At 71.4% G+C, this 23,436-nt stretch carries 22 protein-coding genes and 1 riboswitch; of the genes, 15 read left to right on the top strand and 7 right to left on the bottom strand.

Translation table 11 applies throughout. The annotated features are described in order from the left end of the window. Positions 1-39 precede the first annotated feature (39 nt). On the bottom strand, positions 40-1,569 hold the full coding sequence (locus tag ACFWBF_RS00690; protein WP_385592938.1) for an integrase: 1,530 nt from the start codon (positions 1,567-1,569) through the stop codon (positions 40-42). A gap of 32 nt (positions 1,570-1,601) precedes the next feature. On the opposite strand from ACFWBF_RS00690, the gene ACFWBF_RS00685 reads away from it, so the two are divergent. The 4 genes from ACFWBF_RS00685 (at position 1,602) to ACFWBF_RS00670 (ending at position 5,906) form a co-directional block, all read left to right on the top strand. Further along, positions 1,602-3,074 (top strand): YifB family Mg chelatase-like AAA ATPase, encoded by a 1,473-nt coding sequence (locus tag ACFWBF_RS00685; RefSeq protein ID WP_385593223.1) that lies wholly within the window; start codon positions 1,602-1,604, stop codon positions 3,072-3,074. Further along, positions 3,071-4,240 carry a DNA-processing protein DprA gene (dprA, locus tag ACFWBF_RS00680; protein WP_385592934.1) on the top strand — a complete coding sequence of 390 codons (1,170 nt, stop codon included), beginning with the start codon at positions 3,071-3,073 and terminating at the stop codon, positions 4,238-4,240. The genes ACFWBF_RS00685 and dprA overlap by 4 nt, the downstream gene beginning before the upstream one ends. Positions 4,241-4,449: 209 nt before the next feature. After that, positions 4,450-5,286, top strand: coding sequence for an RNA polymerase sigma factor WhiG (gene whiG, locus ACFWBF_RS00675; protein ID WP_385592932.1), 837 nt, complete (start codon positions 4,450-4,452; stop codon positions 5,284-5,286). 62 nt (positions 5,287-5,348) lie between these two features. Next, on the top strand, positions 5,349-5,906 hold the full coding sequence (locus tag ACFWBF_RS00670; RefSeq protein ID WP_385593220.1) for a TetR/AcrR family transcriptional regulator: 558 nt from the start codon (positions 5,349-5,351) through the stop codon (positions 5,904-5,906). 110 nt (positions 5,907-6,016) lie between these two features. Here the strand turns inward: ACFWBF_RS00670 and ACFWBF_RS00665 are convergent, their stop codons facing one another. After that, complete coding sequence (locus tag ACFWBF_RS00665; protein WP_385592930.1) at positions 6,017-6,478, bottom strand: M23 family metallopeptidase; 462 nt, start codon at positions 6,476-6,478, stop codon at positions 6,017-6,019. A gap of 249 nt (positions 6,479-6,727) precedes the next feature. On the opposite strand from ACFWBF_RS00665, the gene rpsB reads away from it, so the two are divergent. The 10 genes from rpsB (at position 6,728) to ACFWBF_RS00615 (ending at position 17,979) form a co-directional block, all read left to right on the top strand. Then, positions 6,728-7,657, top strand: a complete 930-nt coding sequence (gene rpsB / locus ACFWBF_RS00660; protein WP_385592927.1) for a 30S ribosomal protein S2 — start codon at positions 6,728-6,730, stop codon at positions 7,655-7,657. Between the two features lie 135 nt (positions 7,658-7,792). Further along, entirely contained in the window at positions 7,793-8,629 is an 837-nt protein-coding gene (gene tsf, locus ACFWBF_RS00655; protein WP_385592925.1) for a translation elongation factor Ts, read from the top strand. Positions 8,630-8,791: 162 nt separating this feature from the next. After that, a complete protein-coding gene (pyrH, locus tag ACFWBF_RS00650) occupies positions 8,792-9,571 on the top strand; it encodes a UMP kinase (RefSeq protein ID WP_385592923.1) in 780 nt (259 codons plus the stop codon). 85 nt (positions 9,572-9,656) lie between these two features. After that, entirely contained in the window at positions 9,657-10,214 is a 558-nt protein-coding gene (gene frr / locus ACFWBF_RS00645) for a ribosome recycling factor (RefSeq protein ID WP_385592920.1), read from the top strand. Further along, the gene (locus tag ACFWBF_RS00640; protein ID WP_385592917.1) at positions 10,214-11,290 is read left to right on the top strand and encodes a phosphatidate cytidylyltransferase; all 1,077 of its coding nucleotides are present in this window, start codon (positions 10,214-10,216) and stop codon (positions 11,288-11,290) included. The genes frr and ACFWBF_RS00640 overlap by 1 nt, the downstream gene beginning before the upstream one ends. A 93-nt stretch (positions 11,291-11,383) precedes the next feature. Next, positions 11,384-12,496, top strand: coding sequence for a 23S rRNA (adenine(2503)-C(2))-methyltransferase RlmN (rlmN, locus tag ACFWBF_RS00635; RefSeq protein WP_385592914.1), 1,113 nt, complete (start codon positions 11,384-11,386; stop codon positions 12,494-12,496). 66 nt (positions 12,497-12,562) lie between these two features. After that, positions 12,563-12,672, top strand: a riboswitch (TPP riboswitch). Between the two features lie 81 nt (positions 12,673-12,753). Further along, positions 12,754-13,851: a thiamine ABC transporter substrate binding subunit gene (locus ACFWBF_RS00630; RefSeq protein WP_385592910.1), complete on the top strand. Its 1,098-nt coding sequence runs from the start codon at positions 12,754-12,756 to the stop codon at positions 13,849-13,851. Between the two features lie 59 nt (positions 13,852-13,910). Then, positions 13,911-15,527 carry an ABC transporter permease gene (locus ACFWBF_RS00625; protein WP_385593217.1) on the top strand — a complete coding sequence of 539 codons (1,617 nt, stop codon included), beginning with the start codon at positions 13,911-13,913 and terminating at the stop codon, positions 15,525-15,527. Next, positions 15,527-16,552 (top strand): ABC transporter ATP-binding protein, encoded by a 1,026-nt coding sequence (locus ACFWBF_RS00620; protein WP_385592907.1) that lies wholly within the window; start codon positions 15,527-15,529, stop codon positions 16,550-16,552. Before ACFWBF_RS00625 ends, ACFWBF_RS00620 begins: the two co-directional genes overlap by 1 nt. A gap of 179 nt (positions 16,553-16,731) precedes the next feature. After that, positions 16,732-17,979: an APC family permease gene (locus ACFWBF_RS00615; RefSeq protein WP_385592904.1), complete on the top strand. Its 1,248-nt coding sequence runs from the start codon at positions 16,732-16,734 to the stop codon at positions 17,977-17,979. Here ACFWBF_RS00615 and ACFWBF_RS00610 read toward each other — a convergent pair. Continuing rightward, the gene (locus ACFWBF_RS00610) at positions 17,963-18,085 is read right to left on the bottom strand and encodes a hypothetical protein (protein ID WP_385592901.1); all 123 of its coding nucleotides are present in this window, start codon (positions 18,083-18,085) and stop codon (positions 17,963-17,965) included. The two genes, ACFWBF_RS00615 and ACFWBF_RS00610, sit on opposite strands and share 17 nt — an antisense overlap. Before the next feature lie 75 nt (positions 18,086-18,160). Between ACFWBF_RS00610 and ACFWBF_RS00605 the strand changes: the two genes are divergently transcribed. Further along, positions 18,161-18,715: a hypothetical protein gene (locus ACFWBF_RS00605; RefSeq protein WP_385592899.1), complete on the top strand. Its 555-nt coding sequence runs from the start codon at positions 18,161-18,163 to the stop codon at positions 18,713-18,715. A 120-nt stretch (positions 18,716-18,835) separates the two neighbouring features. On the opposite strand, the gene ACFWBF_RS00600 is transcribed toward ACFWBF_RS00605, so the two are convergent. From ACFWBF_RS00600 to ACFWBF_RS00585, 4 genes are all read right to left on the bottom strand, one after another. Then, entirely contained in the window at positions 18,836-19,228 is a 393-nt protein-coding gene (locus ACFWBF_RS00600) for a YccF domain-containing protein (protein WP_385592896.1), read from the bottom strand. Continuing rightward, positions 19,225-20,088, bottom strand: coding sequence for a zinc metalloprotease HtpX (gene htpX / locus ACFWBF_RS00595; protein ID WP_385592893.1), 864 nt, complete (start codon positions 20,086-20,088; stop codon positions 19,225-19,227). Before htpX ends, ACFWBF_RS00600 begins: the two co-directional genes overlap by 4 nt. 193 nt (positions 20,089-20,281) lie before the next feature. Further along, a complete protein-coding gene (locus tag ACFWBF_RS00590) occupies positions 20,282-21,871 on the bottom strand; it encodes an NADH-quinone oxidoreductase subunit N (RefSeq protein WP_385592890.1) in 1,590 nt (529 codons plus the stop codon). Beyond that, on the bottom strand, positions 21,868-23,427 hold the full coding sequence (locus ACFWBF_RS00585) for a NuoM family protein (protein ID WP_385593214.1): 1,560 nt from the start codon (positions 23,425-23,427) through the stop codon (positions 21,868-21,870). The genes ACFWBF_RS00590 and ACFWBF_RS00585 overlap by 4 nt, the downstream gene beginning before the upstream one ends. Positions 23,428-23,436 lie beyond the last annotated feature (9 nt).

Here is a 23,436-nt window from a genome sequence, read left to right as displayed (position 1 = left end):
GATCGGGCGGAGGCAGAACAGCCCGATGTCCCCGGCCGGTCACGAAGCCGCCTCGAGGAGCGTGTCGATATCCTGGATGCCCTCCGAGTCCCGGGCAAGCCGTGCGAAGATCCCGTCCAGGTCCTCGACGTCCTCGCTCTCATCGGTGGCCTCCACGGCGGCGAGGATCGACTCCAGCTGCAGGTGGGCGACGGGCGCGAGGTAGTGCCGCTTCGTCGTCTCCACGTCCGCATGCCCGAGCAGAGTCTTCACCAGCCACCACGGATCGCCGAACAGCAGCGCGAAGTCCCGCCGGTCCTTCCTCGTGAGCCCGTAGCGCTTCTCGAACAGCTCGTTCAGCAGGATCAGCATGTAGAGCGCCATCGAGTGCCGGCACGAGTGCGGTGTGACGTACGGACTCTTGCCCCGCACGTCCGCCAGCCGGAACTCCCGCTTGATCGAGCGTTCCTCGGGCCTGAGCAGGACTTCCTCGCAGCGCAGGTTCGCGTTCCTGAACACGCCGTTCCATCGGTCCGGGTCCATCGGCATGCCCTGCTCGGTCAGCCACAACCATGCTGGCTCCGGACCGTCCGGGCCTTCCAGGAACAGCCACTGCCGCTCACGCCAGTCCAGGCGGCTCAGCTCCTGTTCACCGACGACGCCGTCGGCATCCACCCACTCGACCTTCGGCTTGAGTCCGTGCGTCACCTTCGTGACCAGCCGCATCACGGGCAGACGCTCGTAGCGGCCCTCGGCCTGGGCGCGCTGGACAGCCCACGCCCTCTCCGACTCGACGTAGCTCTCGACCTGACCGACCGCATCTGCCGTTGCATAGAACGTCCGGGTCCGCTTCGCCCTGGTCAATGCACCCGCGACGCGGCCGTGCAAGTAACGGCCGTAGCGAAGGCGCTGGGTGGGCAGCTCGAAGGTAAGCATCGCCCCGCCCTCCTGCCGGCGAAGACCCGAGCTGAGCAGCAGCTGCACGAAGCTGGTGTTGCGCAGCTCAGTCCGTGATTCCCACCCGGGTGCCGCCACCCCGGCACGGGTGTGGCCACGCAGCCCGACGTCCGACCACAAGCCCCAGGTTCGCGGCGTCAGCCACGACACCCTTGAGCTGACCGAGTCCGCAGCTCGGTCCTCCCGCCGCGAGACGTCCACCGGCAGCGGGTGGATGTTCCCCCACTTGTACAGCTTGGTGAACGCAGCTGCCTCCCGGTCCCACTTCGTTCCGCTGATCCGGCGCGGATTCTCCGGAGCCTGGCATCGCCAGTGCCGGTAGTCCCTCAGATCCCGTCTCGCCGCTTCCCGCCACGGCACCCCACGAGAGGACAGGAAAGTCAGAAGCGACCGCGTGTCCGTCGCATAATTCCGCTTCGATTCCCTTTCCAGCATCTGGAATTCAGCGGACCGAACGTAATCCAACAAATCCCGGTCCACCCTGCAATCCGGGGCCAAGAACACCGGATCGCCCGGCCGCAGCCCAATCCGGGCAACAGCCTCCGGCAGGTTCTGTACCCCGAAGACGGCCTCCGTCGGCAGCGTCCCCCACTGCCCCGGATCCGGCACCCACACCACACGCCACTCGCTCAACCCATGCCTCCCCTGACGCTTGAACACGTCCAATCATCAGGGAACTGACCAACTCGGGCGCCGCCTGGCCGCAGAAGAAGCTCACCGTCGGGCTCAGCCCGGCCTCGGTGCCGAAATCAGGCGCCGGTTTCGACCTGGCCGTGGCCGCGGCGGTGCTGGGCGCAGCCGAGGTGGTCGACCCCGGGGCCATCACCGATCTCGTACTCATCGGGGAGCTGGGCCTGGACGGCCGGGTGCGACCGGTCCGGGGGATCCTCCCGGCGGTCCTCGCCGCCGCCGAGGCGGGCTACCGGCAGGTGGTGGTGCCCCAGCAGTGCGCCGCCGAGGCCGCCCTCGTCCCGGACGTCTCGGTGCTGGGCGTGCGCAGCCTGCGCCAGCTCATCGCGGTCCTGACCGACGGCGTGGTCCCGGACGAAGACCCCCCGGACCGCCCCGGCCGCCCCGACCCGATGCTGGCGGGCCTGACCCTCCCGGGCGCGGGCCTGGGCATCGCGCATTGCGCCGGGGGCGCGGAGGGGCTGGACCTCGCGGACGTGGCGGGGCAGCGCTCCGCCCGGCGGGCCCTGGAAGTGGCCGCGGCCGGGGGGCACCACCTCTTCCTGAGCGGTCCGCCCGGAGCGGGAAAGACACTCCTGGCCGAGCGGCTGCCGGGAATCATGCCCCCGCTCACCCGGCAGGAGTCGCTGGAGGTCACGGCCGTCCACTCGGTCGCCGGAATCCTGCCGCCGGGCGAGCCCCTCGTGACGACCGCGCCGTACTGCGCGCCCCACCATTCGGCGACGATGCAGGCCCTGGTCGGCGGCGGCAGCGGATTGCCGAGACCCGGCGCGGTCTCGCTGGCACACAAAGGAGTGCTGTTCCTCGACGAAGCACCGGAGTTCCGTCCTCAAGTGCTGGACGCGCTGCGCCAACCCCTCGAATCGGGGCAGATCGTGGTGGCCCGCGCGGCCGGGGTGGTGCGTCTGCCCGCCCGCTTCCTGATGGTGCTGGCGGCCAATCCGTGCCCCTGCGGGCGGCACACCCTGCACGGCGCGGGCTGCGACTGCGCCCCCTCTTCCATCAGGCGCTACCAGGCCCGGCTGTCCGGTCCGCTGCTGGACCGGGTGGACCTGCGCATCGAGGTGGAGCCGGTCAGCAGGTCCGATCTGCTGACCGAACAGGGGCGGGGCGAGGACAGCGCCACCGTCGCCGAACGGGTCAGGGAGGCGCGCTCGCGCGCGGCCCACCGTCTGGCCGACACCCCGTGGAGGATCAACAGCGAGGTTCCCGGACGCGAGCTGCGCACGCGCTGGCAGCCCGCCCCCGGAGCGCTCGCCCAGGCCGAGCGGGACCTGGAGCGAGGGCTGCTCACCGCCCGCGGCCTCGACCGGGTGCTGCGGGTCGCCTGGACCGTGGCGGACCTCGCGGGACGGGACCGCCCCGACCCGCTCGACGTCGCCGTGGCCCTCGAACTGCGTACGGGGATCGCACGGGGGGTCCCGCTCATGACGGGGGAGCGGTCATGACGCCGGAGGTGCTCGCGCGGGTGGCGTTGACGCGGGTGCTGGAGCCCGGCGAGGAGATCGGGGGGCGGTGGCTTCGTGAGCACGGGGCCGTCGGGCTGATACGGCTGCTCGACGGGAGCGAGGAGGAGGCGGGGGCGGGGGTGCTGGACGGGGTCGGGGCGGACCGGCTCGCCGGGTACCGCAGGCGGGCTGCCCTGGCCGACCCGCGGCGCGACCTCGAGACCGCCGCCGAGGTGGGCTGCCGGTTCGTGTGCCCGGGGTCGGCGCAGTGGCCGACCCAGTTGGACGACCTCGGCGACGCCCGGCCCGTCGGGCTGTGGCTGCGGGGCCGCCCGGACCTGCGGACCTGGGCGCTGCGCTCCGTCGCCCTGGTCGGGGCCCGCGCCTGCACCCCGTACGGGGCGCACATGGCCCAGACCCTGGCCGCCGGGCTCACCGAGCGGGGCTGGGTGGTCGTCTCCGGCGCGGCGTACGGGATCGATGCCGCCGCCCACCGCGGGGCCATCGCCTCCGGCGGAGCCACGGCCGCGGTGCTGGCCTGCGGGGTGGACGTGGCGTACCCCCGCGGACACTCCGGGCTGCTCGCCAGGATCGCCGCGCAGGGGCTGGTCATCGGGGAACTGCCGCCCGGCAGCCACCCCACGCCCAGCCGGTTCGTCCTGCGCAACCGCGTCATCGCCGCCCTCACCCGGGGCACGGTCGTGGTGGAGGCGGCCCACCGCAGCGGATCCCTGGTCACCGCCCGCCGGGCCCGGGAGCTCGGGCGGCTGACCATGGGCGTCCCGGGACCCGCCACCAGCGGGCTCTCCGCCGGGGTGCACGAGCTGTTGCGCGGCGAGGCGGCGCTCGTCACCGACGCCGCCGAGGTCATCGAGCTGGTCGGCACCATCGGCGAGCTGGCACCGGCGCGCCGCGGCCCGGTCCTCGCCCGCGACCTCCTGGACCGGGACACCGCCCGGGTGCTGGAAGCACTTCCGGCCGGCCGGCTGGCGAACCTGGAGGAGGTGGCCCTCGCCGCGGGCAGCGGCACCGATGAAGTCATCGGCAGACTGTACGAACTTCACTCTCTGGGGTTCGTCGAACGGCTGGGCGACGGCTGGCAGTTGACCCGACAATCACCTGGAGGAGGCATACAAACCGGTGGCGCCCGGCGAGGCGGTCATTGACCTGGGGCGTTCCGGTGAAAGAGTGACGCCGATGAGAGACACGGCCTTCCCGGTGACACCCGCCGGGACCGTGCGCCAGGCGCCGGTCCCGGGTCGCCCGCGCGAGTCGGGGCGCCCATGCAGCCCTGCGCGATCCCGTACTCTTCGCGCACCGCGACACTTCCGTCACGCTACGCTCCCAACGAATCCGGCTCCGGCAAAGGCGAAGCATGCCCCAGCACACCTCAGGGTCTGACCGCGCTGCGGTGCCCCCCGCTGCCCGCGGCAGCGTGCGGTCCACCGCGCCCTCGTCCCTGGAGGTGCTGTGGCGCTCGTACAAGGACTCGGGTGACGAGCGGCTGCGGGAGCAGCTGATCCTGCACTACTCGCCGCTGGTGAAGTACGTGGCGGGCCGGGTCAGCGTCGGTCTGCCGCCCAATGTCGAGCAGGCCGATTTCGTCTCCTCCGGGGTATTCGGGCTGATCGACGCGATCGAGAAGTTCGACATCGAGCGGTCCATCAAGTTCGAGACGTACGCGATCACCCGCATCCGGGGCGCGATGATCGACGAGCTGCGGGCGCTGGACTGGATCCCGCGCTCGGTCCGGCAGAAGGCACGGGCCGTGGAGCGGGCCTACGCCACGCTGGAGGCCCAGCTGCGCCGCACCCCGACCGAGAGCGAGGTCGCCGGCGAGATGGGGATCGGCGTGGAGGAACTCCACACGGTCTTCAGTCAGTTGTCGCTGGCCAACGTCGTCGCCCTGGAGGAGCTGCTGCACGCAGGCGGGGAGGGCGGCGACCGCCTCTCGCTGATGGACACCCTGGAGGACACCGCCGCGGACAACCCGGTGGCGGTGGCTGAGGACCGCGAGCTGCGCCGGCTGCTGGCCCGGGCGATCAACACCCTGCCCGAGCGGGAGAAGACGGTGGTGACCCTCTACTACTACGAGGGCCTCACCCTGGCCGAGATCGGCAACGTGCTGGGTGTCACCGAGAGCCGCGTCAGCCAGATCCACACCAAGTCCGTGCTGCAACTGCGGGCGAAGCTGGCAGATGTCGGGCGCTGACGCCCATTGACCTTGCGGCACCTCCGTAGAGTGGACGCGTGCCCAGGATTCGAGCGGCCTCCGTGGCCGAGCACCGGTCGATGCAGCGCGGCGCCCTGTTGGACGCCGCGCGTTCCCTGCTGTCCGAAGGCGGGACGGAAGCGCTGACCTTCCCCGCCCTCGCGGAGCGGACCGGGCTCGCCCGGTCCTCCGTGTACGAGTACTTCCGGTCCCGCGCCGCCGTCGTCGAAGAGCTGTGCGCGGTGGACTTTCCCGTGTGGGCGGCCGAGATCGAGGCGGCGATGTCCGGGGCGGGGTCGCCGGAGGCGAAGATCGAGGCGTACGTGCGCAGTCAGCTGGGGCTGGTGGGGGACCGGCGGCACCGGGCGGTGGTGGCGATCTCCGCCAGCGAGCTGGACGCCGGGGCGCGCGAGAAGATCCGTGCGGCCCACGGCGGGCTCGTCGCGATGATCGTCGAGGCCTTGAGTTCCCTGGGGCAGGCCGAGCCGAAGCTGGCCGCGATGCTGCTCCAGGGCGTGGTCGACGCCGCCGTTCGGCGGATCGAGCTCGGGGCGGCCGAGGATCCTGTCGTGGTCACGGAGGCCGCCGTCAGCATGGCGCTGCGGGGCGTCCGGGGCTGAGGCCCCCGGGGCTCCGGCTCCGCCCCGGACCCCGCGCCTCAAACGCCGGCGGGGCTGAAAGTGCTGGCGGAGCTGGATCGTCCGGCGGCTGGGCGGGTGGTCGGGCGGTCTCAGAGTGGGCCGGGGACCGGCAGCAGGCGTGGGGTCGGGCGGGGGGCGAGGGCCAGCGGGTTGAGGTAGGTCTCGCCCGCGAGGAGGCCCCAGTGGAGGCAGGGGGCCGGGCAGTGGGAGCCCGCCGTCAGGACCGCCACCACCTGGCCCGCCGCGACCTGCTCGCCCTCCGCGACCAGCGGGCGGACCGGCTCGTACGTCGTGCGCAGGCCGTTCGGGAGAGTGAGCGAGAGCACCCCGCGGCCCGCGACCCGGCCCGCGTAGTGGACGCGGCCCGCGGCGACCGCGCGCAGCTCCGCGCCCACCGGCGCGGACAGGTCCACCCCGCGGTGCCCGGCCGCGTACGGACCCGGCGGCGGATCCCACCAGCGGGCCACCGACAGGGGCGGGGGCAGCGGGCGGACCCCGGGCGCGACGGCCTGGAGCAGGGTCAGGAACAGGCTGAGCAGCAGTGTCGTCATACCGCCCAGGGTCCCGCCCGGGCCCGGCCGGCGCCGGGGCCTGTGGACAGTCCGGCGGGTGTGGACAACGGCGTCACCCGGCATGCCACCGGGTCCCGTACACTTCTTGTGGCGATCCGGGTCACCGGGTCGACTTCGCACGCCCCAGCACCAGCCCGAAAAGGCCTGGTGACAGCGTCTCTCGGTCCCTCAGCGGGGCAGGGCGCGGCGGGGCGTCAGGAACCAAACCGAGAAACCAAGGAGATGGCCATGGCCGTCGTAACGATGCGGGAGCTGCTGGAAAGCGGCGTCCACTTCGGTCACCAGACCCGCCGTTGGAACCCGAAGATGAAGCGCTTCATCTTTACGGAGCGCAACGGCATCTACATCATCGACCTGCTCCAGTCGCTGTCGTACATCGACCGCGCCTACGAGTTCGTGAAGGAGACCGTCGCCCACGGCGGTTCCATCATGTTCGTCGGTACCAAGAAGCAGGCCCAGGAGGCCATCGCCGAGCAGGCGACGCGCGTTGGTATGCCGTACGTCAACCAGCGCTGGCTGGGTGGCATGCTCACCAACTTCTCCACCGTCTACAAGCGCCTTCAGCGTCTGAAGGAGCTTGAGGCGATCGACTTCGAGGACGTCGCCGCCTCGGGTCTCACCAAGAAGGAGCTCCTGGTCCTCTCCCGCGAGAAGATCAAGCTGGAGAAGACCCTCGGTGGTATCCGCGAGATGTCGAAGGTCCCCAGCGCCGTCTGGATCGTCGACACCAAGAAGGAGCACATCGCCGTCGGTGAGGCGCGCAAGCTCCACATCCCGGTCGTCGCGATCCTCGACACCAACTGCGACCCCGACGAGGTCGACTACAAGATCCCGGGCAACGACGACGCGATCCGCTCCGTCACCCTGCTCACCCGCGTGATCGCCGACGCCGTCGCCGAGGGCCTCATCGCCCGCTCCGGCGCTGCGACCGGCGACTCGAAGCCGGGCGAGAAGGCCGCCGCCGAGCCGCTCGCCGAGTGGGAGCGCGACCTGCTCGAGGGCGACAAGAAGGCTGACGACGCCGAGGCCGCCCCGGCCGAGGCCGCTGCCGAGGTCGAGGCTGAGGCTCCGGCCGCCGCCGAGGCCGAGGTCGAGGCCGAGGCTCCGGCCGCTGCCGAGGTTGTCGAGGCCCCGGCCGCCGACGCCGAGCAGGCCTGACCCACTGAGAGAGCCCGGCGTTCACGCGCCGGGCACTCGCAGCACGGACGATGACGGCGGGGGAGCCGCGCCTTGGGCGCGGCGCCTCCGCCGTTCACCCGTAGATCTACGACTTCGAGAGAGAATCCCAGACTCATGGCGAACTACACCGCCGCTGACGTCAAGAAGCTCCGCGAGCTCACCGGCGCCGGCATGATGGACTGCAAGAACGCGCTCGTGGACTCCGACGGTGACGTCGACAAGGCCATGGAAGCGCTCCGTATCAAGGGTCAGAAGGGCGTCGCCAAGCGCGAGGGCCGTTCTGCCGAGAACGGTGCCGTCGTCTCCCTCATCTCCGACGACAACACCTCCGGTGTCCTCGTCGAGCTGAAGTGCGAGACGGACTTCGTCGCCAAGGGCGAGAAGTTCCTGGCCGTCGCCAACCAGCTCGCCGCCCACGTCGCCGCGACCTCCCCCGCCGACATCGAGACGCTCCTCGCGTCCGAGATCGAGGCCGGCAAGACCGTCCAGGCGTTCGTGGACGAGGCCAACGCCAACCTCGGCGAGAAGATCGTCCTGGACCGCTTCACGCAGTTCACCGGCGGTTACGTCTCGTCGTACATGCACCGCACGATGCCCGACCTGCCGTTCCAGATCGGCGTCCTGGTCGAGCTCGACAAGGAGAACGCCGAGGTCGCCCGCGGCGTCGCGCAGCACATCGCCGCGTTCGCCCCGCAGTGGCTCTCCAAGGAAGACGTTCCGGCCGAGAAGGTCGAGTCCGAGCGTCGCATCGCCGAAGAGGTCACCCGCGCGGAGGGCAAGCCCGAGGCTGCCCTGCCGAAGATCGTCGAGGGTCGCATCAACGGCTTCTTCAAGGACGCCACCCTGCTTGGCCAGCCGTACGCGCTGGACAACAAGAAGTCCGTCCAGAAGGTTCTGGACGAGGCCGGTGTCACCCTGAAGCGCTTCAGCCGCATCAAGGTCGGCATCTGAGTCCGTCCGTACGCGACGGACACCGGACCCCGGTAGGGTCTGAGGCAGTCGTCCGCGCTCGCGCAGGGCGACCGCAGATCTGACGAGGAGGCCATTGCCGTAGAGGGAACCGCAAGGACCCACCGGCAATGGCCTTCTTCGTATGTGCACGAGGAGATCTCCATGAATCAGGGCGTGGACCCCCACACCGCATCCGACGACAAGAGCGACCAGGACAAGAAGGGCCGCCGCTTCATGCTGAAGCTGTCGGGCGAGGCCTTCTCCGGCGGCGGAGGACTCGGTGTCGATCCCGACGTCGTCCACGCCATCGCGCGTGAGATCGCCGCGGTGGTCCGCGACGGCGCGGAGATCGCCATCGTGATCGGCGGCGGCAACTTCTTCCGCGGCGCCGAACTCCAGCAGCGCGGCATGGACCGGGCCCGGTCCGACTACATGGGCATGCTCGGCACCGTCATGAACTGCCTCGCTCTCCAGGACTTCCTGGAGAAGGAGGGCATCGACTCGCGCGTCCAGACGGCCATCACCATGGGCCAGGTCGCGGAGCCGTACATCCCGCTGCGTGCCGTGCGCCACCTGGAGAAGGGCCGCGTCGTGATCTTCGGCGCGGGCATGGGCATGCCCTACTTCTCCACCGACACCACGGCCGCCCAGCGCGCCCTGGAGATCGACGCCGAGGCCCTGCTCATGGGCAAGAACGGCGTCGACGGGGTCTACGACTCCGACCCGAAGAAGAACCCGGAAGCGGTGAAGTTCGACGCGCTGGAGTACGGCGAGGTGCTCTCCCGTGACCTCAAGGTCGCCGACGCCACCGCCATCACCCTGTGCCGCGACAACAGGCTGCCGATCCTGGTCTTCGAACTGCTCGCCGAGGGCAACATCGCCCGCGCCGTCAAGGGTGAGAAGATCGGCACGCTCGTGAGCGACCAGGGCACCCGGGCCTGAGCCCACCGCTGCCGGGCCGCGCCCTGCCGGGCCGAGCCCGTCCCGCCCGCCCGAACCATCCGTATCTGACATGCAGGAGCACGTGGTGACCGAAGAGATCCTCCTCGAGGCCGAGGAGAAGATGGAAAAGGCCGTCGTCGTCGCCAAGGAAGACTTCGCCGCGATTCGCACCGGCCGTGCGCACCCGGCGATGTTCAACAAGATCGTGGCGGAGTACTACGGCGCCATCACGCCCATCAACCAGCTCGCATCGTTCTCGGTGCCCGAGCCGCGCATGGCCATCGTGACCCCGTTCGACAAGAGCGCGCTGCGCAACATCGAGCAGGCCATCCGCGACTCCGACCTGGGCGTCAACCCCAGCAACGACGGCAGCATCATCCGGGTGACCTTCCCCGAGCTGACGCAGGAGCGCCGCAAGGAGTACGTCAAGGTCGCGCGCACCAAGGCCGAGGACTCCAAGGTCTCGATCCGCGCCGTCCGCCGCAAGGCCAAGGACACCCTCGACAAGCTCGTCAAGGACAAGGAGGCCGGCGAGGACGAGGTGCGCCGCGCCGAGAAGGAGCTCGACGACACCACCGCGAGGTACGTCGCGCAGGTGGACGAGCTGCTCAAGCACAAGGAAGCCGAGCTCCTCGAGGTCTGATGAACGACTCTCCCTGGGCCGCGGAGCCGGTCGCGGCGGGTCCCGCATACGATGCGCTGGTGGGCCCGCAGACTCGGCCCATGCCCATCGTGCCCGATGCCGCCGGCCGTGACTTCGACGACCGGGAAGCACGCGATCGGGGGGCCGCCGCTGACGGCGGCCCCCCGTTCCGCGCCGAGATGCCGCCGCAGGAGCCCATGCCCAGCCCCCCGCCTCCGCCTTCGCAGGCACCGCAGGACGCCTCGCCCCCGCCGCCGAAGAAGCGTGCCGGGCGGGATCTGCGTGCCGCCATAGGGGTCGGCGTCGGCCTCGGCGCGGTGATCTTCGCCTCGCTGTTCGTCGTCAAGGCGGTCTTCGTCGGCGTCATCGTCGTCGCGGTCGTCGTGGGCCTGTGGGAGCTGACCTCACGGCTCCAGGAGAAAAAGGGCATCAAGGCGCCGCTGGTCCCGCTCGCGGTCGGCGGCGCGGCGATGGTCATCGCCGGATACGTCCGGGGGCCCGAGGGCGCCTGGGTGGCCATGGCCCTGACCGCGCTGGCGGTGCTGGTCTGGCGGATGACCGAGCCGCCCGAGGACTACCTCAAGGACGTCACGGCGGGCGTCTTCGCGGCGTTCTACGTGCCCTTCCTGGCCACGTTCGTCGCGATGCTGCTCACCGCCGACGACGGTCCGCAGCGGGTGGTCACCTTCCTGGTCCTGACCGTGGTCAGCGATACCGGGGCGTACGCGGTGGGCTGGCGCTTCGGCAAGACCAAGCTCGCCCCGCGCATCAGCCCCGGCAAGACCCGCGAGGGCCTGTTCGGAGCGGTGGCCTTCGCCATGGTCGCGGGCGCGCTGTGCATGGAGTTCATGATCGACGGAGGTGCCTGGTGGCAGGGCCTGCTGCTGGGCCTCGCCGTCGCGGTCAGCGCCACGCTGGGTGACCTCGGCGAGTCGATGATCAAGCGGGACCTGGGCATCAAGGACATGGGCACGCTGCTGCCGGGCCACGGCGGCATCATGGACCGCCTCGACTCGCTCCTGCCGACCGCACCGGTGGTGTGGCTGCTGCTGGCGGCGTTCGTCGGCACCGGCTGACCTGCGGGAAGGCGCCCGTACAGGCCGGGCGGTTACTCTTGAAAGGCGCGCTGCTTCTGCGGCGCGCCTTTCGTCTTACAAGGAGTACCTGCCATGGCCCGCCCCGTTCCGGGAGAGCTCACCTTCGTCGCACCGCGCGGAGCCAAGAAGCCGCCCCGGCACCTCGCCGACCTCACTCCCGAGGAGCGCCGCGAGGCGGTCGCCGCGATCGGTGAGAAGCCGTTCCGGGCCAAGCAGCTCTCTCAGCACTACTTCTCCCGGTACGCGCACGACCCGGCGCAGTGGACCGACATCCCGGCGGGCTCCCGCGAGAAGCTCCAGCAGGAGCTGCTGCCGGACCTGATGTCCGTCCTGCGGCACATCTCGTGCGACGAGGACACCACCCGCAAGACCCTGTGGAAGCTGCACGACGGCACGCTCGTCGAGTCCGTGCTGATGCGCTACCCCGACCGGGTCACCATGTGCATCTCCTCGCAGGCCGGCTGCGGCATGAACTGCCCGTTCTGCGCCACCGGCCAGGCCGGCCTCGACCGCAACCTCTCCACGGCCGAGATCGTGCACCAGATCGTCGACGGCATGCGCGCCCTGCGCGACGGCGAGGTCCCCGGCGGACCGGCCCGGCTGTCGAACATCGTCTTCATGGGCATGGGCGAGCCGCTCGCCAACTACAACCGCGTCGTCGGCGCCATCCGCCGCCTCACCGACCCCGAGCCCGACGGCCTGGGCCTGTCCCAGCGCGGGATCACCGTCTCCACCGTCGGTCTGGTCCCGGCCATGCTGCGGTTCGCCGACGAGGGCTTCAAGTGCCGCCTCGCCGTCTCGCTGCACGCGCCGGACGACGAGCTGCGCGACACGCTGGTCCCCGTGAACACCCGCTGGAACGTCCGCGAGGTGCTCGGCGCGGCCTGGGAGTACGCGGAGAAGTCCGGCCGCCGGATCTCCATCGAGTACGCCCTGATCCGCGACATCAACGACCAGGCCTGGCGGGGCGACCTGCTCGGCAAGCTCCTCAAGGGCAAGCGCGTACACGTCAACCTCATCCCGCTGAACCCGACCCCGGGCTCGAAGTGGACCGCCTCGCGCCCCGAGGACGAGAAGGCCTTCGTGGAGGCCATCGCCCGCCACGGCGTGCCGGTGACCGTACGGGACACCCGTGGCCAGGAGATCGACGGCGCGTGCGGACAGCTCGCCGCCTCCGAGCGATAGATTCCGGGATTCCGGTCAAGAATGCTCGTATTCGGCCACGAGGTACCCTGTGGCCGAACCAATTTCATATTCCGACAGGGGAGCGCCACAGCGCTGAGAGTGCGGTAACCGTCATCCGCAGACCCTCTGAACCTCGCCCCGGTCATTCGGGGTAGGAAGTTCGGTCATCACTCAAGCTGTTGCGCCCTGCCCGGCGGCCGCTCCCAGAGCGCCGGGCAGGGCCGCGTCTTCTCCTGGTCATCCAGGAGGAATCACCAGTGAGCACCACCAAGAAGATCGCGGGCGCCCTGCTCGCGACCGCGCTGGGCGTCACCACGCTCAGCGCCTGCGGCGATGCCGGGGACAAGTCCGCCGGCGGCGCCGGCGAGGCCCCGAAGTCCAAGACCGTCACCCTCGTCTCCCACGACTCCTTCAACGTGACCGAGTCGCTCCTCAAGGAGTTCGAGCAGCAGAGCGGCTACACCGTCAAGGTGCTGAAGTCCGGGGACGCGGGCGCCGCGCTGAACCAGGAGATCCTCACCAAGGGCTCCCCGCGCGGCGACGTCTTCTTCGGGGTCGACAACACCCTCCTCTCGCGCGCCCTCGACAACGGCATCTTCACGCCGTACGAGGCCAAGGGCCTGGGCGAGGTCAAGCCGGAGTACGTGCTCGACAAGGAGCACCGGGTCACCCCGGTCGACTCCGGCGACATCTGCGTCAACTACGACAAGGCGTACTTCGCCGACAAGAAGATCGCCCCGCCGCAGACGCTGGACGACCTGATCAAGCCGGAGTACAAGAACCTGCTGGTCACCGAGAACGCCGCGACCTCCTCGCCCGGCCTCGGCTTCCTCCTCGCCTCCGTCGGCAAGTACGGCGACGAAGGCTGGAAGGACTACTGGAGCAAGCTCAAGGCCAATGGCGTGGAGGTCGTCGACGGCTGGGAGCAGGCCTACAACGAGCGCTTCTCCGGTTCCGCGGGCGGCAAGAAGGCCAAGGGCGACCGCCCGCTGGTCGTCTCGTACGCCTCCAGCCCGCCGGTCGAGGTGCTCTACGGCGAGCCGCAGCCGGCCGAGGCCCCCACGGGCGTGGCCACCGGCACCTGCTTCCGCCAGGTCGAGTTCGCCGGCCTGCTCAAGGGCGCGAAGAACGAGGAGGGCGGCAAGGCCCTGCTGGACTTCCTGATCGGCAAGAAGTTCCAGGAGGACATGCCCCTCCAGATGTTCGTGAACCCGGTCGTCAAGGACGCCAAGCTGCCCGAGCTGTTCACCAAGCACGGTGTCGTGATCGAGCAGCCGCAGACGGTCGCCCCGGACACCATCGCGAAGAACCGTGAGCAGTGGGTCAAGACATGGTCCGCGCTCGTCGTGAAGTAGTACCGGTGAGCAGTGCTCCGAAGGAGAGCGCGCGGTCCACGGCCGTCAGGCTGAGCCTGATGGCCGTGCCGCTCGTCTTCTTCGGACTGTTCTTCGCCTACCCCGTGGCCGCGATCGTCGGCCGCGGGCTGAAGACGGACACGGGCTGGCAGTTCGGCCGGGTCGGCGAGGTGCTGGCCCGGCCGGACATCGCCGACGTGCTCTGGTTCACCACCTGGCAGGCGCTCGCGTCGACCGCGCTCACGCTCCTGATCGCACTCCCCGGCGCGTACGTCTTCGCGCGCTTCGAGTTCCCCGGCAAGCAGCTGCTGCGGGCCGTGGTGACCGTGCCGTTCGTGCTGCCGACCGTGGTGGTCGGCACCGCCTTCCTGGCCCTCGTGGGGCGGGGCGGACTGCTGGACGAGCTGTGGGGGATCCGGCTCGACACCACGGTCTGGGCGATCCTGCTCGCGCACGTCTTCTTCAACTACGCCGTGGTCGTACGGACGGTCGGCGGGCTCTGGGCGCAGCTCGACCCGCGCCAGGAGGAGGCCGCCAGGGTCCTGGGCGCCGGGCGGTTCGCGGCCTGGCGACGGGTGACGCTGCCCGCGCTGGCCCCGGCGGTGGCGGCCGCCTCGCTGATGGTCTTCCTGTTCACCTTCACCTCCTTCGGCGTCGTGCAGATCCTGGGCGGCCCCTCGTACTCCACCCTGGAGGTGGAGGTCTACCGGCAGACGGCGCAGCTCCTGGACCTGCCGACGGCCGCGGTCCTGACGATGGTGCAGTTCGCGGCCATCGGGGCCGTCCTCGCCGTGCACGCCCGGACCGTGCGCAAGCGGGAGACCGCCCTGCGGCTCGTGGACCCGGGGCGCACCGCGCACCGGCCCCGCGGGCTCGCGCAGCGCGGCCTGCTCGGCGCGGTGCTGCTCACGGTGGCGCTGCTGATCGTGCTGCCGCTGGGCGTACTGGTGGAACGATCCTTCGACGCGCCCGGCGGGTACGGGTTCGGCTTCTACCGGGCGCTCCAGGACGTGGGCGCGGGCGGCGGAACCTTCCTGGTGCCGCCGATGGAGGCGATCTGGAACTCCCTGCAATACGCGCTGGCCGCCACCGCCATCGCCCTGGTGATCGGCGGACTCGCGGCCGCGGCGCTGACCCGGCGGGGCGGCCGGTTCGTGCGCGGTTTCGACGCGCTGCTGATGCTCCCGCTCGGGGTCTCGGCGGTGACCGTGGGCTTCGGGTTCCTGATCACCCTGGACGAGCCGCCGCTGGACCTGCGGACCTCGTGGATCCTGGTGCCGCTGGCGCAGGCCCTGGTGGGCGTCCCGTTCGTCGTACGGACCATGCTGCCGGTGCTGCGCGCGGTGGACGGGCGGCTGCGGGAGGCGGCTGCCGTGCTCGGCGCGTCCCCGCTGCGGGCGTGGCGGGAGGTGGACCTGCCGCTGGTGCGGCGGGCGCTGCTGATCGCCGCCGGGTTCGCCTTCGCGGTGTCGCTGGGCGAGTTCGGGGCGACCGTCTTCATCGCCCGGCCGGACCACCCGACGCTGCCGGTGGCCGTCGCGCGGCTGCTGGGGCGGGCGGGGGAGATGAACTACGGGCAGGCGATGGCCCTGAGCACGATTCTGATGCTGGTGTGCGCGGTGTCCCTGCTGGTGCTGGAGCGACTGCGACCCGACAAGACCTCGGGAGAGTTCTGATGACGCTGCTTCGACTGGAAGGGGTGTCGGTCCGCTTCGGCGAGCGCGCGGTCGTCGACTCCGTGGACCTGGAGGTCGACGAGCACGAGACGGTCTGCGTGCTGGGGCCGAGCGGCAGCGGAAAGTCGACGCTGCTGCGGGTCGTCGCCGGGCTCCAGCCGGTCGCCGAAGGCCGGGTCCTGCTGGGCGGCGCGGACCAGGCGGGCGTGCCCGTGCACCGGCGCGGGGTCGGCCTGATGTTCCAGGACGGCCAGCTCTTCCCGCACCGGGACGTGGCCGGGAACGTCGCGTTCGGCCTGCGGATGCGCGGTTCCTCGAAGGGCGCGTACGAGTCCCAGGTCGCGGAGCTGCTGGAGTTGGTCGGGCTCCCCGGAGCCCAGGGCCGGGCGGTGGCCTCGCTGTCCGGGGGCGAGCAGCAGCGGGTGGCGCTGGCGCGGGCGCTGGCCCCCTCACCGCGGCTGCTGATGCTCGACGAGCCGCTGGGACAGCTGGACCGGGGGCTGCGCGAGCGGCTGGTCGTGGAGCTCCAAGGGCTGTTCTCCCGGCTGGGGACCACCGTGCTGGCCGTCACGCACGACCAGGGGGAGGCGTTCGCGCTGGCCGACCGGGTGGTGGTGATGCGGGACGGGCGGATCGCCCAGGCGGGGACCCCGCTGGAGGTGTGGCAGCGGCCGGCGTCCGAGTTCGTGGCGCGGTTCCTGGGCTTCGAGAACGTGGTCCCGGCGACGGTGTCGGGCGGGGCCGCCGCGACGGCCTGGGGCAAGGTCCCGGTGCCGGCCGGGTCGCCGCAGGGGGAGCGGCTGATCCTGATCCGGCCGACGGGCGTGGTGCTCGCCGCGGCCGGCCTGGGCTGCGAGGTGGTCTCGCGCACCTTCCGCGGCACGCACGTCGCACTGCTGCTGCGCCCGGAGGCGGGCCCGGCGCTGGAGGCCGAGTGCGAGCTGGCCGGTGCGCCGGCCGTGGGGGAGCGGGTCGCGGTCGCGTTCACCCCGTCCGAAGTGGTCGTACTCCCCGGAACCGTCTAGTGCTGTGACCGGAAAGGTTCACCGGGGCGCGCCGCCCGGCACGGCACCTCGCCGCGTTGTCGGACCGCGCAAGTACGTCCAGTACGAGACGCGGTCCTCCGCCTTGCGATGCACCGCACCGGACACCGCGACCCGGCAAACCTTCCCGGCCACAGCACTAGTGCAGTTACCCTCCGCCCGTGGACAACGAGCTGAGGCGCACGCTGGGGGTGTTCGATGCGGTCGTCGTCGGGCTCGGCGCGATGGTCGGGGCCGGGATCTTCGCCGCGCTCGCCCCGGCGGCCCATGCGGCGGGCAGCGCGGGCGGTGTGCTCCTCACGGCCCTGGCCGTGGCGGCCGTGGTGGCCTGCTGCAACGCGCTCTCCTCGGCGCGGCTCGCCGCCCGGTACCCCTCCTCCGGCGGCACCTACGTGTACGGGCGGGAGCGGTTGGGCCCCTTCTGGGGCTACTTGGCCGGCTGGGGCTTCGTCATCGGCAAGACCGCCTCTTGCGCGGCCATGGCACTCACCGTCGGGGCGTACGCATGGCCCGGGCAGCAGCGTGCCGTGGCCGTCGCGGCGGTGGTGGCGCTGACCGCCGCAAGTTACGGCGGTGTCCAGAGGACCGCCCGGATCGCCCGGGTGATCGTGGCGGCGGTACTGGCCGTACTGGCCGGGGTCGTGGTGGCGTGCCTGTCCTGCGGCGCGGCGGACGCCGGGCGCCTGGGCGGCGCGGACGGGATCGGCGGCAGCGGGCTGCTGCAGGCGGCCGGGCTGCTGTTCTTCGCCTTCGCGGGCTACGCCCGGATCACCACCCTGGGCGAGGAGGTGCGCGATCCGCAGCGCACGATCCCGCGGGCGGTGCCCCTCGCCCTCGGGATCGCCCTGCTCGTGTACGCCGCGGTCGCGGTGGCGGCGCTCTCGGTGCTCGGCGCCGACGGCCTGGCGCAGTCGTCGGCCCCGCTGGCCGACGCGGTACGGGCGGCCGGCCGGCCCGCAATGGCCCCCGTGGTGCGGGTCGGGGCGGCCCTGGCAGCGCTGGGCTCGCTGCTCGCCCTGGTGCTCGGGGTGTCGCGCACGGTCCTGGCGATGGCCCGCGACGGCCATCTCCCCCGCACGCTGGCGGCCGTACACCCGCGGCGCCAGGTTCCGCACCACGCGGAGCCGGCGGTGGGCGCGGTGGTGGCGGTGCTCGCGGCCACCACCGATCTGCGGGGCGCGATCGGTTTCTCTTCCTTCGGGGTGCTGGTCTACTACGCGATCGCCAATGCCTCCGCGTGGACTCTCGATTCAGGTGTCAAGGACCGGGCCGTGGCAGCGGTCGGGCTGTCCGGCTGTGCGGTGCTGGCCTGCGCGCTACCCGCCACCTCGGTGGTCCCGGGCGCGGCGGTACTGGCCGCGGGCGCGCTCGCCTACGCCGTGCGCGGGCGGTTCACGCCCGGGGTCTGAAGCCGGCCCAGCGCGTCAGCGGCGCCGGCAGGGGCGCTTCGTGGTCCGGCGTGCGATGACGGTCATGGGGTGCGACCTGCTTCGGCAACTGCTCGTTCTCCTTCATGCACACATAGTGACCGACCCCACTGACAATCGCCCTGACCTGGGCTTTCCACCCGTCCGGCACTACGCTGCGGCGATGCACTCACTGCCCCGTCGCGCCCGCACCGCCATAGGTGTGCTGGCCCTCGCGCTCGTCGCCGTCGTCGCCTGGCAGCTTTGGAAGCAGTCGGGGCAGGGCGACTTCGCCTCGGATCCCGACCCGTGCGCGCTCGTGTCGACGCAGACGGTCAGGCGGCTGGTCCCGGTGGAACCGGAGCCGGAGGAGAAGCGGGCCATGGCGTACTGCACGTGGGCCCCGGCGAAGGCCTCCGGCGGCGGCCCGCCGGCCGTGCAGGTGCAGGTGACGCGCCTGCGGCTGGACGAGGCGCACACCAGCTTCCTGCGCACGAGGGCGGAGCCCGGGGGGAAGGCGGGTCCGATGACGACGGATCTGACGGACTTCGGGGACGAGGCCTTCCTCCGCTATCACTACATGGCCGGGAGCAACGGGGGCGTCGAGGTCGTCTTCCGCCGGAGCAACGTGGTGGTCTCGGTCCGGTACTCCCGCGCCGACGGCGACTCCGAGAAGGCCGACGCGGGCGCCATGGCCGCGGCCGCCGAGGCCGCGGACAGGCTCGGCCGGGAGAAGTAGGAGCGGCCGCCCGGACGGGAAGCGGCCGCACGCACACGCCGAAGGCCGGCCCACCGGAAGGGCGGACCGGCCTCGACGGGACGGTGTGCAGGGGCCTGCGGCCGTCGGCCGTACGGGCGCTCAGCGCGAAGCGAACGGCGCGTCCGTCGGGACGATCTCGCGGCCGAGCGGGAGCAGCGACAGCGGGACCATCTTGAAGTTGGCGATGCCGAACGGGATGCCGATGATCGTCACGCACAGTGCGAGGCCGGTGATGATGTGGCCCAGGGCCAGCCACCAGCCCGCGAGGATCAGCCACAGCACGTTGCCGACGCAGGACGGCGCGCCCGCGTCGCGCCGCTCGACCGTGGTGTAGCCGAAGGGCCACAGGGCGTACACCGCGATGCGGAAGGCGGCGATCCCGAAGGGGATGCCGATGATGGTGATGCAGAGCAGCACGCCCGCCAGGCAGTAGGCCAGGAACAGCCAGATGCCGCTCAGGACGAGCCAGATGATGTTCAGGATTGTTTTCACTGCCTGCGGCCTGCCATCTGTTCGAGCCGGGCGATGCGCTCGGCCATCGGAGGGTGGGTGGAGAACATCTTCGAGAGGCCCTCACCCGGCCTGAACGGGTTGGCGATCATCATGTGGCTCGCTGTCTCCAGTCGGGGCTCGGGCGGCAGCGGTAGCTGCTTGGTGCCCGCGTCCAGCTTGCGCAGGGCGCTGGCCAGGGCCAGCGGGTCCCCGGTGAGCTGGGCTCCGGAGGCGTCCGCCTCGTACTCGCGCGAGCGGCTGATCGCGAGCTGGATCACGGACGCGGCCAGCGGCCCCAGGATCATGACCAGCAGCATGCCGAGGAAGCCGGGGCGCTCGTCGTCGTTCGACCGGCCGATCGGGATCAGCCAGGCGAAGTTCACCAGAAACATGATCACGGAGGCAAGGGCCCCCGCCACCGATGAGATCAGGATGTCGCGGTTGTAGACGTGGCTCAACTCGTGGCCGATGACTCCGCGCAGCTCGCGCTCGTCGAGGATGCGCAGGATGCCCTCGGTGCAGCACACCGCGGCGTTGCGCGGATTGCGGCCGGTGGCGAACGCATTGGGCGCCTCGGTCGGGGAGATGTAGAGCCGGGGCATGGGCTGGCGCGCGGAGGTGGAGAGCTCGCGCACCATGCGGTACAGCTCGGGGGCCTCGAACTCGCTGACGGGGCGGGCGCGCATCGCGCGTAGAGCCAGCTTGTCGCTGTTCCAGTACGCGTACGCATTCGTCCCGAGGGCGACGAGCACGGCGACGATCAGGCCGCCACGCCCGAAGAAGCTTCCGATGACGATGATGAGTGCCGACAGCCCGCCGAGGAGTACGGCGGTCTTCAGCCCGTTGTGCCGGCGGTGCACGGTACGCCCTCCAAATGGTGCGGCAGGGGAGCCCCGTCATGAAACTGAGGGTCTTCGGTCCAGTGGACCCTCCCTCACTGGTCAACGCCAGGTGGGGGCGCCGGGTTCCCGGGGCACGACTGCCCCGCCGCCCCCGGGGCGGGGGCGGCGGGGCAGCGGGGGGCGTCGCTCCGTACGGATTGCTCCGTACGGGTTACTGCGGGAACAGGCTGCCCGACGCGAAGCGCAGGACGAGCTGGGGGGCGCCCGAGAGCACCACCGCGACCGTGGCGGTGAGCACGATGGCGGTCGTCACCGGCCACGGGACCGTGGTACGGGCGACGGGCGTCTCCTGCGGCGCCGGTTCCTCCGGGGTGCGGAAGAGCAGCGCCGTCCAGCGCAGGTAGTAGTAGAGGGCCATGACGACGTTCACGGCCATGACCACGGCCAGCCATCCCAGGCCCGCGTCGACCGCCGCCCGGAAGACGGTGATCTTCGCGAAGAGCCCGATGATGCCCGGCGGCAGACCGGCCAGGCAGAGCAGGAAGAAGGCCAGCGCGAGCGCGGCGAAGGGGCGCTCGGCGTACAGGCCCCGGTAGTCGCTGAGCCGGTGCAGCGGCTTCGTACGGGCCACCAGGGCGGCCACGGAGAAGGCTCCGAGGTTCACGGCGGCGTACATGAGGGCGTACGCGACGGTGGAGCCGATCTGGTCGCGGTCGGAGTACGCGGCGGCGGCGATCGGGACCAGCAGGTAGCCGGCCTGGCCGACGGAGGACCAGGCGAGCAGCCGCACGGCGCTGTTCGGGCGGTCCGCGGACTGGCGCAGGGCGGCGGCGTTGCCGAGCGTCATGGTGAGCGCGGCGAGGACGGCCAGGGCCGGGCCCCAGACGTCGGAGTACGCCGGGAACGCGATCACGGTGACGAGGACGAGGCCGGTGAAGCCGACGGCCTTGCCGATCACCGAGAGGTAGCCGGCGATGGGCAGCGGGGCGCCCACGTAGGTGTCGGGGACCCAGAAGTGGAAGGGGACGGCCGCGGTCTTGAAGGCGAAGCCGACGAGGGTGAGCGCGACGCCGGCCATGGCGAGGGTGTCGAGCTGCCCGGGGACGTTCTCCAGCCGGTCGGCGACCTGGCTGAGGTGCAGGGAGCCGGTGGCGGCGTAGACGAAGCTGACGCCGAGCAGGGAGACCGCGGTGGCGGTGACCGAGGAGAGGAAGAACTTGAGGGCGGCCTCGGAGGAGAGCCGGTCGCCGCGGCGCATGCCGACGAGGGCGAAGGCGGGCAGCGAGGCCACTTCGAGGGCGACGATCAGGGTGGCGAGGTCGCGGGAAGCGGGCAGCAGGGCCGCGCCCGCGGCGGAGGAGAGCAGCAGGAACCAGTACTCGCCGACCGGCATGCGCGCGTCGCGGACGGCGGTGACCGACAGCAGGGCGGTGATCAGGGCGCCGGCCAGCACCAGGAACTGGACGACGAGCGCGAAGTGGTCGGCGGTGTAGCTACACGCGGCCGGGTCGGCGGTGCCGGGCCCGGTGAGGCAGAAGGTGGCGCGGTCACCGGCGCGCAGGGGCAGCAGGGTGGCGGTCGCGGCGGCCAGGCCGGCGACGGAGAGCCAGCCGAGGAGCGGCTTGTGCTTCTGCGGTACGAAGAGGTCGGCGACCAGGACGACCAGGCCGACGGCGGCGGTGATGACCACGGGCGCCACGGCGAGCCAGTCGACGGACTGGACCAGGCTCGGGGCCGGGCCGGGGCTCGGGGTCTCGGCGGAGAGGACCGCCAGGGCCGTCACGGCCGTCACGGCAGTCATGAGTTGCCTCCTGCGAGGAGCTTCTGGACGGCCGGGTCGGTGAGGCCGAGGAGGACCGCGGGCCACAGGCCGGCGAGGACGGTGAGGGCGGCGAGCGGGGTCCAGGCGGCGAACTCGTAGCGCTGGATGTCCGCGAGGGCGGCGGGGGCGGCGCTCGCGGCCTTGGGGTCTCCCATGCACACGCGCCGTACGACGATCAGAAGATATGCGGCGGTGAGCAGGGTGCCGAACGCGCCGAAGGCCATGTACGTGAGGAAGGCCGGGCGGGACAGGCCCTCGGCGGGGTCGAACGCGCCGAACAGGGCCAGCATCTCGCCCCAGAAACCGGCCAGGCCGGGCAGGCCGAGCGAGGCGACGGCGGCGAAGGCCAGGAGCGCGCCGAAGCGCGGGGCGCGGCCGTAGAGGGCTGCGCCGGTGGCCCCGGCGAGGGTGTCGAGGTCGGCGGTGCCGTAGCGGTCCTTGAGGGCGCCGACCAGGAAGAAGAGGAGGCCGGTGATGAGGCCGTGGGCGATGTTGGCGAAGAGCGCGCCGTTGACGCCGGTGGGGGTCATGGTCGCGATGCCGAGGAGCACGAAGCCCATGTGGCCGACGGAGGAGTACGCGATGAGCCGCTTGAGGTCGCCCTTGCCGCCCTTGCGCGCCAGCGCGAGGCAGGCGAGGGACCCGTAGACGATGCCTACGGCGGCGAAGGCGCCCAGGTAGGGGGCGAAGGTGGCCATGCCGTCGGGGGTGGCGGGGAGCAGGATGCGGACGAACCCGTACGTGCCCATCTTGAGCAGCACGCCCGCCAGCAGGACGGAGCCGACGGTGGGAGCGGCGGTGTGGGCGTCCGGCAGCCAGCTGTGCAGCGGCCACATCGGGGTCTTCACCGCGAGGCCGATCCCGATGGCCAGAACGGCCAGGATCTGGGTGCTGTGGGACAGTTCGCGCCCATTGTCAGAGGCGAGTGCCACCATGTCGAAGGTGCCGCTGTTCAACCCGATCAGCAGCAGGCCGAGCAGCATGACGACGGACCCGAGGAGCGTGTAGAGGATGAACCGCCAGGCGGCTGCCTGCCGCTGAGCACCGCCCCAGCGGGCGATGAGGAAGTACATCGGGATGAGGACCATCTCGAAGGCGAGGAAGAACAGCAGCAGGTCGAGTACGGCGAAGGTCGCGAGGGTGCCGGACTCGAGGACCAGGAGCAGCGCGACGAAGGCCTTCGGGGAGGGGCCCGCGGGGAGCTTGAAGTAGCTGTAGAGCGCGCAGAGGAAGAACAGCAGCGCGGTCATCAGGAGGAGGGGGAGCGAAATGCCGTCGATGCCGAGGTGGATCCGGACGTTCAGCGCCTGGATCCAGCTGATGTCCGTCGTCGCCTGGAAGCGGGACGGGGTGTCGTGGTCGAAGCCCAGGGTGAGGGCGATGGCCGCGGCGAGGATGACTCCGGTCACGGTCACGCCGTGGCGCAGCACGGCCTGTTCGGGGCTCTTGCCCTTGAGGCCGGGCGGGGCCGGCAGGAGGGCCGCGGCGGCGCCGACGAGCGGTCCGGCCACGATGAACGCCAGAAGGAACTGCATCACGGACGG

Origin of the sequence: Streptomyces sp. NPDC060028, assembly GCF_042736725.1 — a bacterium.
Taxonomy (GTDB): domain Bacteria; phylum Actinomycetota; class Actinomycetes; order Streptomycetales; family Streptomycetaceae; genus Streptomyces.
The sequence above is the reverse complement of the archived record's forward strand: the minus strand, read 5'-3'. Positions and strand labels throughout refer to the sequence as shown.